This window comes from Nocardia cyriacigeorgica GUH-2 (assembly GCF_000284035.1).
Taxonomy (GTDB): Bacteria; Actinomycetota; Actinomycetes; order Mycobacteriales; family Mycobacteriaceae; genus Nocardia; species Nocardia cyriacigeorgica_B.
In genome coordinates this window covers 1,761,843-1,776,252 of record NC_016887.1, presented here as the reverse complement: position 1 = coordinate 1,776,252, position 14,410 = coordinate 1,761,843, and the positions used below count along the sequence as shown (strand labels likewise).

General features: G+C 65.8%; 12 protein-coding genes. 8 read left to right on the top strand and 4 right to left on the bottom strand.

Features of this window, described 5'->3' with window-relative positions:
- The first annotated feature begins 135 nt into the window (after positions 1 to 135).
- The 6 genes from NOCYR_RS07950 to NOCYR_RS07930 all read left to right on the top strand — a co-directional run bounded on the left by NOCYR_RS07950 (position 136) and on the right by NOCYR_RS07930 (position 8,083).
- Positions 136 to 534, top strand: a complete 399-nt coding sequence (locus tag NOCYR_RS07950; RefSeq protein WP_014349842.1) for a hypothetical protein — start codon at positions 136 to 138, stop codon at positions 532 to 534.
- 1,231 nt (positions 535 to 1,765) lie between these two features.
- Complete coding sequence (locus NOCYR_RS29150) at positions 1,766 to 2,293, top strand: hypothetical protein (protein WP_130915580.1); 528 nt, start codon at positions 1,766 to 1,768, stop codon at positions 2,291 to 2,293.
- Between the two features lie 27 nt (positions 2,294 to 2,320).
- A complete protein-coding gene (locus NOCYR_RS07945; protein ID WP_014349841.1) occupies positions 2,321 to 3,823 on the top strand; it encodes a site-specific integrase in 1,503 nt (500 codons plus the stop codon).
- An 11-nt stretch (positions 3,824 to 3,834) separates the two neighbouring features.
- Complete coding sequence (locus tag NOCYR_RS07940) at positions 3,835 to 5,565, top strand: hypothetical protein (RefSeq protein ID WP_036542370.1); 1,731 nt, start codon at positions 3,835 to 3,837, stop codon at positions 5,563 to 5,565.
- Entirely contained in the window at positions 5,562 to 7,685 is a 2,124-nt protein-coding gene (locus NOCYR_RS07935; RefSeq protein WP_036542375.1) for an integrase, read from the top strand. Before NOCYR_RS07940 ends, NOCYR_RS07935 begins: the two co-directional genes overlap by 4 nt.
- Positions 7,682 to 8,083: a hypothetical protein gene (locus tag NOCYR_RS07930; protein WP_014349838.1), complete on the top strand. Its 402-nt coding sequence runs from the start codon at positions 7,682 to 7,684 to the stop codon at positions 8,081 to 8,083. The genes NOCYR_RS07935 and NOCYR_RS07930 overlap by 4 nt, the downstream gene beginning before the upstream one ends.
- Positions 8,084 to 8,388: 305 nt before the next feature.
- On the opposite strand, the gene NOCYR_RS07925 is transcribed toward NOCYR_RS07930, so the two are convergent.
- Genes NOCYR_RS07925 through NOCYR_RS07910 form a run of 4 tightly spaced genes read right to left on the bottom strand, consistent with a single transcriptional unit; the run spans position 8,389 to position 11,553 of the window.
- Complete coding sequence (locus tag NOCYR_RS07925) at positions 8,389 to 8,679, bottom strand: hypothetical protein (RefSeq protein ID WP_048833161.1); 291 nt, start codon at positions 8,677 to 8,679, stop codon at positions 8,389 to 8,391.
- Positions 8,672 to 9,427, bottom strand: a complete 756-nt coding sequence (locus NOCYR_RS07920; protein ID WP_014349837.1) for a ferredoxin — start codon at positions 9,425 to 9,427, stop codon at positions 8,672 to 8,674. Before NOCYR_RS07920 ends, NOCYR_RS07925 begins: the two co-directional genes overlap by 8 nt.
- Positions 9,412 to 10,596, bottom strand: a complete 1,185-nt coding sequence (locus NOCYR_RS07915) for a cytochrome P450 (protein WP_048833160.1) — start codon at positions 10,594 to 10,596, stop codon at positions 9,412 to 9,414. Before NOCYR_RS07915 ends, NOCYR_RS07920 begins: the two co-directional genes overlap by 16 nt.
- A 33-nt stretch (positions 10,597 to 10,629) precedes the next feature.
- Positions 10,630 to 11,553: an SAM-dependent methyltransferase gene (locus NOCYR_RS07910; protein WP_048833159.1), complete on the bottom strand. Its 924-nt coding sequence runs from the start codon at positions 11,551 to 11,553 to the stop codon at positions 10,630 to 10,632.
- A gap of 354 nt (positions 11,554 to 11,907) precedes the next feature.
- On the opposite strand from NOCYR_RS07910, the gene NOCYR_RS07905 reads away from it, so the two are divergent.
- Together NOCYR_RS07905 and NOCYR_RS07900 are read left to right on the top strand one after the other, a co-directional pair.
- The gene (locus NOCYR_RS07905; RefSeq protein WP_231856041.1) at positions 11,908 to 13,185 is read left to right on the top strand and encodes a helix-turn-helix domain-containing protein; all 1,278 of its coding nucleotides are present in this window, start codon (positions 11,908 to 11,910) and stop codon (positions 13,183 to 13,185) included.
- Positions 13,186 to 13,205: 20 nt separating this feature from the next.
- A complete protein-coding gene (locus NOCYR_RS07900) occupies positions 13,206 to 13,916 on the top strand; it encodes a creatininase family protein (protein WP_014349833.1) in 711 nt (236 codons plus the stop codon).
- The last annotated feature ends 494 nt before the right edge of the window (positions 13,917 to 14,410 follow it).

Sequence of the window (14,410 nt, the reverse complement as noted above, 5' to 3'; positions counted from 1 at the left end):
GCATTGTGCCGTCTGCCACGTCAGCGAGGCTGTCAGGACGGCGTCAGGTCCGTGTCAGCGCGACCGGAGAAAGTGTGTTCATCGAACGAAACGGCCCCGAAACCCCAGGGCCCCTACCGAAACGAGGAACACGACATGACCACCACCATCGCCCTGTCCGACCAGGACAAGGCCACCATCCGCACCGCCGCCTACGGCGCCGTCTCGCTCCTCGCTGCCGCCGGCGCCCCGCACAAGGCCGTCTCGCAGGGCACCACCGCCCTCAGCTCCGCGACCGGACTCACCGGACATATTCTCGCCGCCAAATCCCGCGACATCCGGCTCCCGGGCAAGACCGCCGCCGAGCTCGCCGATCACGTCCTGCCCGCGCTCACCGCAGCCATGACGTGCTTGGCCGCCCAGCCCGGTGAGGCGGCCAACTTCCGCGACACCGTCCTGGTCGCCATCGAGGCCGCCACGCGTTCCGGCAAGGCGGCGCCGACTCCCGCCGTCACGGCGATGGCGGGGAAGATCGCTGCCGCCCTTGACTCCTGACGGCAAAGGAGCGGATTCCCCCGAGGATTCGGGAAAACCGAAAAGCCCTCCACGAGCTTGCGCTGGTGGAGGGCTTTTCCAGCCCACTCGACGTCCGACCTGACCACCGCAGTAGGTGACGGCGCTCACTCCTGTCCGTCCTCCGCGAGCATCCGCAGATAGCGGTCGAGGAACTCGCCATCGGCTATCGAGCCGGTGCAGTCGTGGCAGTAGTCGACAATGACCGACGGGACAAGCGTGTCGATGCTGATGAACGCCCGCCTGAGCCGGTCGAGATGCCCTGGGTCCGCGGTATCGGCCTCGTACCAGACCCGTTGAACCAGCGGCGAACTCGTCGGTCACGCGGCCCACACTAAGCGGGCGTTCCAGTACGTCCGTGAGTTTCGGCTGCCTCACACGCAGCTTTCTGCTGTTTGGACGCTCGACTGTACGGCTTCCTGCGTGGTCCGCGAGGGCCACCGCTTACGTCCTGCAGCACGCCGATCCGGCCATGACTCAGAGCAAGTACATGGCTCGAGGGCGGGTGTATCGCACGGGTCGTCCACGGAGCGGTGATGGCCGGGCTCGGCAAGCCGGCTCAGGATGACGCCGCGATCGGACGTGACGCGGCTTTCTCGAGACTTAGTTGCGAGTTCGGGGGTGGTGGTACGAAAAGGGCCCCTGACCGTGCAGCGTGAACTGCTGGTCAGGGGCCTTTTCCTGCTCCCCCATCTGGACTCGAACCAGAAACCTGCCGAGGATCTGGCCGCACGACAACTGGGCACAACCGTCAGCCACGATCGACTACTCGAAATGGGCTCCGACCTCGTGTTATCGAGAAACGCGGCGCAACTCTCCGCAACTAATCGGGGCGCTGTACGACCCGACGACGAACAACTTTGTTGAGAGTTTCCTGCGAGTGGTTCGGGTTCGGATCCGGGTGCATTGCCGCATGCGTCGCACCTCTGAGACGTTCCGATTGGCCGCATGGCGGCGCGCCGCCACGACCCTGGCCCTCAACGATCAGGCTCCTCACCTTCCAAGTCGACGAACCATCGTACACGGTGGGGCCTTTGAGGTCTCGCAAAGACGACACGCCCGGGATGCACAACACGCCGACAACTTCGCCCCTCAGCAACCTACCGGCAATCTAAGTCTCGACAGTGGATTCGAAGCCATGTTGGATATACCCACGCGTTCAGGAGGGCGGGCGCAGAGTCTCCCGTGCGGCACATAAGCGAAGGAGGTAACTATGGACATCACCTGTCCGACGTGCAGGCGGGTTGATTTCGTCCAGAGCGTGCCCGCTCTTTGTTCACAAGGCGTATCAACCGACTATTCCACCGCTATATACAGCGGGACGGGTTTAGCCGCGAGCGGGCTGGTCCCCGTGATCGGAACTGCCACGGTTGAACGCACGCAAACCTCGGCGTTGGCCGCCAGCCTGGCCCGCGAGCCAGAGACTCGTCCGACTGGTCGGCTATTTCTCATCGCATCAGTGTTGCTGCTTATGGCACTGCTTATGGTGGTGCCAGCCGTCGACGCCTACAGGACCTACCAGCCCACCGAGCCCGGTGCGGCGCACTCCGTCAGTACCCTGGTTGGCGCTGCACTGGTGCCCGGCATCTGGGCTATCCCTGCTTCACTACTTGCCGGTGCCGCAGTGCGGCGAAGCCTGCACAACTGGCGAGTCCTGCGGGTGCGGCCGCGCGCCAATGAAATCTGGCGAGCGGGTTTCTACTGCCACCGATTCCTTATTAACTCCGTGTGTTGCAGCTGATCATGTTGCAGTACATAGAGGAGGGTGATGTCCAGGTTGTGGACGGTGCATTGGGTTTCCGCGGAGCTGGCTGCTCCGTCCGGTCAGCATCCGCTGCTGGATGAGTGGCGGGATCTTGTCGAGCGGGAGGAGTCCTTCGGGCTGGATCCGGGTGACCCGTTCATGGTGGATCCGGACTTCCGGGTGGATGCGCGGTTGACGCGCTACTTCGGCCGGTCGTCGTTTGCGAACCTTCGCAAGGCGACGAAGCGCTCGTACACCACGGATTATCGGGTGTTCTTCAATTTCTTGTGGAGCCGCGGGAAGTACTGGGATGCAGCAGATTACGATGATTTGCTCGACTTCGAGGATTGGCGGCGGCGGTCGCCGCGGAACATGCGGCGGATCAGCGGCTCGAAGTGGAACCGGGAGTTGGCGGCGCTGAGTCGGCTCTATGGGTGGGCGGTCAAGCAGGGGTTTGTGGCCGAGAGCCCGGTCGGGGTCAAGACGGTCCGCAACCGCTACGGGGACCTGGTGGAGGTGGCCGAGGCGCGAGCGAAGGACGTCCGTTCCTCGAACGTGAAATGGTTGACGCCCAGGGCGTTTCGGTTGTGGCGCGATGTCGGGCTGCGTGGCTACACCGCCGAAGGCCGCATGGACCCGTCCTGGCGCGGCCGTCACGACGACCGCAATGCCGCGTTCGCCGACCTGCTGTTGAGCAGCGGATTGCGGCTCGGGGAGGGCGGGTCGCTGTTGACGATCGAGCTGCCTGCCTCGGCGAATACGCCGCAGCGGTACGTCGAGGCGCGGCTGGCAGCGGCGGTGGCCAAGAGCAAGCGGGCCCGCACGTTCTACATCTCCGCGACCGTGCTGCGGGAGGTCGAGGCGTATTGCGCTACGACCCGCAGGGGGGCGATCCGGCGGGCGCAAACCGCAGGCCGTTACGACGCGTTGGACGATATCTGGCTGGTCGTCAAGCAGTCCGGGTGGCAGCAACGGGTGCTGCATTGGCGCGACCGGCACGGCCGGACCGGGGAACGCCGGATCGATGCGCTGGAGCCGGACGAGCGGCGGCGGCTGTTCGTCCAGAGTGATAGCGGGTTGGAGCCGCTGTGGTTGTGGCTTGCCGAGGACGGGACCCCGTTCGGTGCCCATTCCTGGGAGGCTGTGTTCCGGGCGGCATCGCGGCGTTGCGCGGTGACGCTGGCGGGGGTGGTGCCGGATCCGCCGTTCGCGACGCCGCATATGGCGCGGCATTCGTTCGCGCTTTACATGCTGGTGGCGTTGCATCGGGCGCTGGACATGCGGCTGGATCTGACGCCCGAGGAACGCCGCGACTACATGCTGCTCTACATGTCGCCCTGGCGGATGGTCAAAGACCTGCTCGGGCACGCGAGCGAACAGGTTACCCGCGATATTTACCTGGCCCCGGTCTCGGACCTGGAGGTGCGGTCCCTGTTGATCGAGGACGACGATCCGGATGTCGCCGAACTGCTGGCGAAGCTGGCGGCGGCGTCGGAGCGGATCCTCGATGCCGAGGTGGCCGGCTGATGGCGCGAGGAGTGCACGCCGGGCTGCCGGCCGAAGGGCACCGGCGGCCATCGGTGCTCGACGATGCCGCTGCGGTGGTCACGCACATCAGCGAGAAGGGTGATCAGCGGGCGATCTTCGACTTCGGTGCGTTGCCGGTGTCGGCTGCGTTGCAGCGATCTCTCGCTGCGGCGTTTGCGAGCCGGATCTACCCACCGGGGGAATGGCGATCGACGGCCACGAGCACGGAGGTGTGGTTCCTGGTCCGCACGTTCACCCGGTGGCTCGCGCAACTGGACCCCGCACCACAGTCCATCGCCGACATCACGCCGGCGGTCTGGAACCAGTGGAGGGTCAGTCGCGCGAATAAGACGTTGGGACAAAGACAGATTCGCAAGATCGCAGCACTGCTGAAGCGCGATGATCAGCTTCCCGAGGCGACTCGCGAGGCGGTGCTGCGACGGGTTGCTTACTCGGGTGCCACGGAATCGGCGTATTCGCCGGAGGAATTCGAGGAGATCAGACAGGCTGCGGCCGGCCACTTCCGGCGGGCCTGGCAGCGGATCGCCGAGAATCGGGCGCATCTGGATGCCTGGCGGTCGGGCGCGTTCGACGACGGCAGCCGCGAGTGGGTGCTGGGTGAAGCGCTCGACCATTTGGCGCGGACCGGGGATGTTCCTGTTGATGTCGGCGCGGACGGACGTCGTCGGGTCGTCGAGCCCTACCTGGATGCGCTGGGCGGGACCAGCTCGGAATGGACCTGGCGGCGGCTGTTTCTCGACCGAGTCGAGATGGTCTCGCTGGTGACGCTGATCGTGAGTGCTCACGGCTGGAATCTCACGGCCGTCTCGGAGATGGTGGTTCCGCAAGTGCTGTCCGCGTCAGCGCCGGGTGAGCCGATCGTCTATCGGGCCGAGCTGGAGAAACGGCGGCGTCACACGGCTCATCGTTACGAGACCCGCAATCTGACCGACTGGGGCCCGAACTCGCCAGGACGGCTGTTCACCCGCGCGATCGAGGCCACCGCCCCAGCCCGTGACCTGTTGCGTGCTCACGGCGCTGCGACCGATCTGCTCATCGTCTGGCACGTTCATCTTCCTCTGCTGGTCAACGATCGCGCTGCGCTGCTGCGCACCGGCATCGGCATCGTCAACCCGGTCTTCCGTCGATGGAGCCAGGTGACCGGGGCCGGGGAGCTGAATCTGCGTCGTTTGCGGCGCACGGTGACCGTCCTGCATCGGCGCACTCCCACTCAGCACAGCCTCGACGTTCACGACCGCGTCTACGTTCTGCGTGATCCGGCCACGCACCGGCGCGCCGAAGCGGTGATCGCCGAGGGGATCGCCGATGCCGTCGACCACGCTAAAGCTGTTGTCGCGGCGAGAGTTACCGATGATTCCTGCGCAGGTGACGTCGGCACCGACACTGCCACGGCGAACTGCGGCGACTACACTCACAGCCCGTTCAGCCCGCACGGATCGCCTTGCCGGGCATCGTTTCTGCTCTGCCTGGCCTGCGCCAACGCGGTGGTCACACCGCGGCATTTGCCGCGCCTGGCCTACTTGCACCAGGCACTGGAAAGCCTGCGCACCGTTCTACCCACCCGGACCTGGGAGCACGATTGGCGCGAGCACCACAGCCGGCTGACCCAGCTCAAGGAGAGTTCGTTCACCGCAGCAGAATGGGCCGACGCGCTGAAGGCGGTCAACGCCAGCGACCGCACGTCCATCGAATTGTTGCTGCGCAAGGGGTTCGACTCGTGACCGCACCATGGCGGCAACCAGCTCTGCCCGCTCCCGCCGATCCGGTGGTCGATCCGGCAACGGTCACCGAACAACGCCGCGAGCTCATCCCCCGATTCGGTGATCCGGTCTGGTCGCTGACATTCATCAGTGACAATCCGTCGACTACCAGCGACCGGATTCAGTGGCAGACTTTCCCTGCGGAGTTGCGTGAGCAGTTCCGTCACGCGGTCTGGGCGCTGCTGAACTTCCCGGTCCCGGACACGGTGCTCACTCGTGGAGGCTCGACAATGCGGGCGCGGCTGAGCCCTCAACGGATGTTCGGCACCGCCATGACCTGGCGGGTATTCGCAACTTGGCTCAGCGAGCGCGGCATCACCGAACTGGCCCAAGCAACCACCGATGTCCTTGCCGACTACGGAAACTACGTGGTCAAGACCCGTAAAGTCGCGCGCAACACCGCCACGAGCCACCTCATCGCGCTGACCCGGCTCCGCGCGTTCGCGCCTTACCTGCCGACCCGCTCGCGCATCGGCGTCCCGCCCTGGGAGACCGAAGGTTTCGACGACTATCTGCCCGCGGCCACTGCCGCCGGTGAGAACTCGACCGAGCCGATCAGCCCGGCCACCATGGGTCCGCTGCTGATCTGGGCATTGAAGTTCACTGAAGAGTTCGCCGACGACATCCTCGCGGCCCGAGCCGAGGAACAACGACTGCGGCGAGTCGTCGCCCAGACACCCGACACCGACCTGCCCCGCGGAACGCCGCCGGCACTGATCGCCTACCTCGCAGATCTGGAGGCAACCGGGAAACCCTTGCCCACGCATACCACCCTCCGATCGGGCGCCGCGGCCACCTATGTCGCCGCGATCACCGGCACCCCGCACAAGAAGGTCCACCGCGTTCTGAAGACTCCACGCTGGCAGCGCTATCGCAAGACCAACCCCGGACGTTGTCCGCTCGACATCCCGATCACCGGCTTGATCGAGGGCGATCCCTGGGTCAGCGCCATCGACTTCGACCAGGTCGAGCCATTCGTCCGGCTGCTGACCACCGCGTGCTTCGTGGTCATCGCCTACCTGACTGGGATGCGCCCGAGCGAAGTACTCGCCCTCGAAGTCGGCTGCTGCCCCGAACCACGGCCAGGCCGCGACGACAGCTCCGGCGGCCGTCGCCATCTCATCCATGCACGGCATTTCAAGACCGCCCGCGACGCCGACGGCAATCATCGCTCCGCTGGTGAGTTGCGCGAAGTCCCCTGGGTTGCAGTTCCACCCGTGGTCACCGCCATCAGGGTCCTGGAACGCCTCAACGGCCCTGCCGGACTACTGTTTCCCGCCCAGCGCGGTGAAAGGCAGGGCCGGTCGCCGGTTCGCGGCACCGTCGTCCAGTGGGTCGAGGGTTTCGTCGACTGGGTCAACGAGCACACCGCCAAGCACGGCCGCGGGGTCGCTATCCCTGCCGACCCGCACGGCAACATCGGCACCGCCCGGTTCCGGCGGAGCCTGGCCTGGCACATCGCCCGCCGACCCGGCGGCCTGGTCGCCCTCGCGGTCCAATACGGGCACATGCGCACGGTGATCAGCGAGGGCTACGCCACCCGCCAACGCGACGGCATCCACGAGCTGCTGGACCTGGAAACCGCTCGCGCGGTCGCCGAACAACTCAGCGAGGTCCACGACGCCCTCGACCACGGAGAGGGCGTCTCCGGGCCCGCCGCCCGGCGGCTGATCCGCGCCGCGCACGAGCAGCACGACCGCTTCGGCGGTCTGGTCACCACACCCCGGCAGGCCAAAGCCCTGCTGGCGGATCCGGCGCTGACCGTGTTCGACAACGCCGACGCCTACCTCGCCTGCAACTACGACCCCGGCAAGGCCCTCTGCAACCCCGCCAACGCCAGCGGGCCCACCCCAACACCGAGCCTGGACCGCTGCCACACCAACTGCTCGAACATCGCCCGCACCGACACCCACGCCCGACAACTACGCACAGCGGCAAACCAGATCCGCGCCCAGGCTGATTCGCCGCTCGTCCCGCAGCCTGTCGCCGAGCGGCTGAAACACCGCGCCGCCTCACTGATCGAGCTTGCCGACACCCACGACCGCACCCGCATCACAACCACCGATCCGGAGCCACGATGACCACCGACCAACGCAGCCAGATCCGCGCCGCGATCGACCGGCTGCTGGCCGGGACCCCGCTACGATCCGACGGCGCTCTCACCGTCGTCGCCCTGGCCGCCGAGGCCGACGTCAAACGCCACGTCCTCACCCACCGCCACACCGACCTCAAAGAGGAGTTCTACGCCCGCGTCCGCGCGCAAGGACACACCCCCGCCAGCGAACAGCAACTGCGCGACGAACTCGATTCCACCCGGCGCAAACTCACCGAAGCCCGCAAGAAGATCCATGAGCTCGAACAATCCGTCGAAGCATTCGCGCGAATCGTCAACGTCCTCACCGTCGAAAACGACCGCCTTACCCACACGTCCGGGCGCAGCATGCGAACCGTCATCCCGCTCAATCCCGAGACGAACTGATGCCCGCTATCCGGCCGCGGCGGGTTCCTCGTCGTTGCCGAACAGCAGCAGCTGCCGGGACACAGTGCTGGACTGACCGATCCGGCGCAGGCATCGAGCGCAGGTGACTTCCGCTCTAGTCGGTGCCAACGCTGTCGGCGACCAGCCCGCGACACCCGTGTGACAGAGAAGTTCGGGCACTTCCTCGTCCCCGACCCATTGCCCGAGGCGGACCGCATGAACCGTCCGCCCGGACCGCACGACAGCATGCACGCCCGGCGCACCGAACACCGCCCGAGTCGAAGCGGCGAGTGGGGCTATATCGGTCACGCGACCACCATACGGTCGGGCACCGACAACACAGGCGGAGAATTCGGGCAGCTCAGTCTCGGCAACGACCTCTCGTCAGTCCGTTCGGCAACACAGCCAGACTTGACAGGGAACACCGCTTCCTCGGCCGCCTGCGCCGCTGACGCGCACACGATGGCGGGCCCGTCGATCGCGGCAGTGGTGCAGTTGTAGCGGCGCAGCTCGAAACCGTGAGCATCCAGGCGGGCTGCGACGGCGTTGGCCATGATCCCGGCGCCGAGTATCGCCACCGTACGCGGTTCACTCATCGCCGCTGTCCTTGCCGTAGAGCAGCCACACCATCGTCGGCTGCCACTCGACACGAACCTCGAGCTGCGGGTATCGGGCGACCACATCGACCGAGGCGATGCAGGCGTCGACCTCACCGTGAGCGGCCGCGCGGGCGGCCAGCGGCTTGGCGTTCACCGACACCAGCTTGGCTCCCGGTGCGTGCCGGTTGGCGAAGATCCGGGTCGCCGGATGGGCGGCCACACTCTCCACCGGTGCCGAGCGCGGCAGATCACGCCGGACCGCGAGACACATCGGCTTGGTCAAGCTCTCCCAGCAGCGGTGCAGCCGCAATACCCCGCTATGCGTGAAGTGCTGATCAACCCAAGAATCGGTGGTCCGGTCGTGCGCGTCCAAAGTCAGGTATCCAGCCGCGACCAGCGCCCGCACTCCACCCTCGGCCGCGGCCGCCATGGCGTCGGCGAAAGAATCCACCAGGCGCACTACCGATGCGTGCCGGCAGGCTTCGGCCTCGGCATCGGTCCCCGGCGGGCCCAGAGTCACGATCGGCGAATCATGCCCGAGTCCTGTCGGTTCCCGCTCGCACACCGTGATCGCATCGTTAGGGCAGCAGGCGGCCGCGGCGCGGGCCTTCTCGATGCACACCATAGTGCCGTCGCCGGTGGCCGTGGCGAGGCCGTCGACGAGCTGGAGGTGGTCGGTGGCGATCGGCAGGCACACTCCGGTGCCCGCGCAGCGGTTGTGGTCGATGATCAGTCTCGCGTCCATGCCACGTCCAATCGTTCGAGGGAGCGCACCACCCGGCCCGCCCGCCAGGTCCCGCCATCGGCGGGATCGGCGAGTCGCAGCCCCGGCAACCGGGTGGTCAAAGCCTCCAGGGCTATCCGTGCTTCCAACCGGGCCAGGCCCGCACCGACGCAGAAATGAGTGCCGTGCCCGAACGCGAGATGCGGCAGCCGCGTCCCGCGGTCGAGCACGAAGGTGTCCGGGTCGTCGAAGACCTTCGGGTCGCGGCTGGCAGCGTGAGTGACGGGGATGACTGCCTCCCCGGCGCGGACCAACACGGGCCCGAGCTGCACATCGGTGGTTGCCGCGCGGGTGAATCCGCCGCCGACTCCGGCCGGCACGAACCGCAGAAGCTCCTCCACCGCAGAAGGGATCAAGGTGGGCTGCTCGATCAGCTGATGGAACCGTCGCGGGTCGCGAAGCAGAGTGAACACCGCGCTGGACAGGAAGACCGTCGCTGTGCCCCGGCCACCGATCAGGCAGGCGATGACCAGGTTCAGCACTTCGGCGTCGGTTTCCTCGGATTGACCCAGCAGCCCGAACAGGCCGATCGGGTTCTGCGCGGCCATCTCTCGGGTCAGCTCTTCGCACTGCGAGCGCGCCGCCGCCAGTGTCTCCGGTGTCGCGTCACGGGCACTGAGCGCGTCACCCAGCAGGAAGATCTCTCGGCGGAAGCACTCAGGGACTGCGAACATGTCGCAGATCACCGAGGCAGCGAACGGCTCGGCGAACCCGGACACAATGTCGGCAGGCTCGCCACCAGCGATGAACTCATCGACAAGCCGATGCGCCAGCTCACTCGCCCCCGGCGCGATCGCAGCTACCCGGCGCGGGGCGAACATCGGCGCGATCAATGTCCGCAAGCGGGTATGCCGCGGCGGGTCGGTCGCCAGAATCGCCTCCGGAGGCAGCACCTCGGTCGAGAGGCGCGCTACATGCGGCTGATTCGCCCGTTCCCGGGAAAAGCGGGAGTCGGCCAGCACCTGGCGCACCAGCCCGTGATCGGTGACCAGCCAACCAGTGGCACCATTGGGCAACTGCACCAGGGTGACCGGTCCGCAGTGGCGATACTCCGGTTCGAGGTCCATCGCGTGCCGCTGTCCGAACGGATATTGCAGCGGGCACGACAATTTCAGTTGGCCACTTTCCATTACTCAGCCCTTCGTGCATTGGAGATTGAGAAATCAGTAACGCCAGCAGGTTTCGTGCGAGCGCTGGCGCTGAGCGTCAGCATTTCGCCGGATGAAGGGGTTCCCCGCCACTGACGACGACTTCTTGATGGCGACCCCGCCGAGCATCAGCCGTTCTTCCGGGAACCGCTCGCGCACTGACGGTCCCATCGGCCACCACTCCTCGAGCTCCACCAGACCAGGCTTGATCAGCTCCAGACCACCGAAGTACGACATGAGCTGTTCTCGCGTGCGATACCATCCCGAACCCAAGCCCATCTCCACGAACTGCCGCTGCAGTCGCACCGCCAGATCCGCGAGGTCGGAGCCGTCATCCGGGTTCCAAAAATGGGTGATGGCAACGTAGGAACCCGGCGGCAGCGCGTCGGTGTATCGACGCATGATGCCGACGGGATCGAGTTCATCGTCGACGTGATGCAGAATCCCGCACAGAATCAACCCCAACGGGCGCTCGAGGTCGAGGTAACGGGAGACTTCGTCATTCCCGAGCACCGTGTCCGGCTTGGTCAGATCCGCGGGCACGAACCGCGTGTAGTCGTTTCTCGCGAGCATTGCCTGCCCGTGCGCGATGCAGACGGGATCGTTGTCCACGTACACGACCGTCGCGCACGGGTTCTGCTCTCGAACGATCTCGTGGGTGTTGCAGGCTGTCGGGAGTCCGGCGCCGATATCCAGGAACTGGTCGATGCCGGCTACCCCGGCCAGGTACCTGGCTACTCGATGCAGCCAACGACGGTTCATCTTCGACACATCACGCTGCCGTGGCGCTACCCGGAGGATTTGTTCGAACGCAGCGCGATCGACGTCGTAGTTGTCCTTGCCGCCCAACGAGTAGTCATAGACGCGGGCGATACTCGCCCGGCTGGTATCCACACCGACGGGCGCTCGCACTCCGGTCAGCGACACAGGAGAAGACATGTATTCCTCACTCGATCAACTCAACTCGCGGGCTAACAGCGACGGGACGCGCTCCGGGCTGAGACGTCCGCGCCTCGGCCTGGAGCAGTGCGACGCTCTGGCTACTCGATCTTTTGGCCCGCTGGGTTGAAACCTGTTGGGCTGCTGGTTCTTGGCTACGATTCTGTGGATGCGAGAACAGGCGTAGAAGCGCCGAAAATGAATAGGTCTTATTCATCCGAGGAATATGGTCCCGGCAAGGGGAAGGCCCGAATGATCACTGATCCTCACGTCCCGAATGACCGATGCCCATGGTGCGGCGGCCGTCCCGGGTCGACGATGCTGTGCGTGAGGTGCCGAGGAAACGCTGACCAGGTGCCAGACCTGCCTGACCATGCGTGGTGGTCGGGCGACCTGCGCCGGGCACTGGATGCTCGCGATATCGGTGCGGTGATCCGCGCGTTCCGATACCACCCGTACCACGCGCGAACGGTGTCCCAGCAGGACATGGCGCGGTGGCTGTCGATCACCCAGGGATACCTCTCTCGCATCGAGACAGGTCGCGTGCCGGTGTCCAACCTCAACACACTCATCAGTCACGCCCGCACGCTTCGAATACCGCCGGCGCTCCTCTGGTTCGACCTGCCCACCCCACCTGACGAGAACGTCTCGCCAGCGCGTTCGCCGAGGAAACCCAGCCTGCTCCCCCCGCGACTCGCGGCGTTGGTATCCGCCCCCACGGAGGACCAGTTGGCCGACACCCTGCTCACCAATCTAGGCGGGTACTCCGCCCGTGACCAACTGGCCGGACCACACGGCGTGATCGAAGTCGTCCGCCATGACTTCGCCTTCATCAATGACCGGCTGACCTCCGCCCGAAATCGCGGACCCCACCGGCTGCTATACACCGCAGGCCGCTACGCCGAATTCCTGAGCTGGCTCTATCAGGACTGCGGAGACCTCGACACCGCTGGCCACTGGTCCCGAATCGCGCTGAACCACGCACAGCATGCCGAGGATGCCCAGTTCCGCGCGTACACGCTGATGCGCAGCTCGAACATCGCCACCGATGCCGGCGACCCGAGCAAGGCGAAACAATTCATCGACGCCGCGCTGGCCCATTCCGCTGCGCTCACCTCACGCCAACAAGCCGCACTCCTTCGCCAACGGGCCCATGTTTCAGCCCTACGCGCGACCCACTCGAAGGCGCGCGAGGACATGCGGGAATGTGTCGACGCGCTGGCCCGCGCCACTGAAGCCGCAGCGGAAGCGACTACTGATCCGGATGATCTCGCCGGCTACTGCTCACCGGAGTACGTCACGATGGAGGCTGCGCACTGCTGGATCGGACTCGGGCAACCCGAGCAAGCTCTGGCGATCCTCCAGCCGCGCTTGGCCGCGTGGAGCACCGAAAGCCGCCGCGACCTCGGGATGGGGCTTGCGCGCCTGTGCACCGCCTATGCCGGAGTAGGTTCGTGGGAGGAGACCCTGGAGGCGGCGAGTTACGCGGCTACCATCGTCGCCGACACCCGGTCGCACCGAACACTGGCACAGCTACACGCCACCGAAAACGTCCTGGTCGCGGCGGGCCAGCCGGATATTGCCCGGGAGCTGGCGCACTGCGTCCGTGCCGTGCAACGTGCGCATCCCTAGCGAGAGTAGGAGCCCTCCGAGTGGAGCTGATCACCACCGCAACCTCGACCGACATCGCCCGCGCCATGCCGACGATTGCGGTCTTGCCGGTCGGCAGCTTCGAACAGCACGGTGACCACCTCCCGCTCTCCACGGACACGATCATCGCCTGCCTGATCGCCCGCGCCCTTGCCGACGCCTATCCCCTCTTCCTCCTGCCACCAGTGACCATCTCCTGCTCCCATGAGCACGAACAGTTCGCCGGCACCCTCAGCCTCAGCCACACCACCCTCACCGCGGTGATCACCGATATCCGCGCCTCCCTCGCGCGCTCCGGCATCACCACTCTGGTGCTGGTCAATGCACACGGAGGCAACTACGTCCTCAATAACATCGCCCAGGAAGCGAACATCACCGGCCGCAACGTGGTCATCTACCCCGGCCGCGACGATTGGAACCAAGCCCGGGTCGCCGCCGGGATGGACACCGACTCCCACGACGACATGCACGGCGGCGAACTCGAAACCTCGATACTGCTCCACGCGGCACCCGAGCTGGTCCGGCCTTCCTTCCGGGACTCCGACCACGACGCTCCGGCCCGGCAGCATCTCCATCTACTCGGCATGGGCGCGTACACCAGCAATGGCATCATCGGACGTCCCTCAGCAGCCACCGACACCAAAGGGAAAGCGGCACTCGATGCACTTACCCGGGCATTCTCGGACTACATTGCCCTCCTCCAGCACCCATAGTTCGACGATTCCACGCCAACCGCCGCTACCGGACGAGTCGAAACATTACGGCAGGATCGTCATGCGTTGCTCATTGCCACTCCGCAACGGTATTCCGGCCCCAGACCACAATGTAATCCATGACACACCGACACGACACGACGTCGAGGAGCCGGGGACTGCTGCCCCCGTACTGCTTCGGTACGCGCTTCTGCCAAATCTCGAACGTCGAGGGCTAGGCGCCATGTTAACGGCGACCTCACGGACAACACAGATTGAACAGCTAGGTCAGAATCATTTTCGGGTCCCACCGTCGCCGTCACCGACTCTCGTACCCCGGCCATGGAGCTGGGGCAGCGAGCTTCAACCTGCGGTCACCAGCGATAACGAGGGCGCACACTGTTGAACTGGGCGAGACTGCCTATGTAATCACCGCGAACACTCAAATGGTCACCGAATCCCTGAAAGGGCGTGATGGTTCCGCCTCGCAGAGAAGCCCCGTGAACGCCACCATT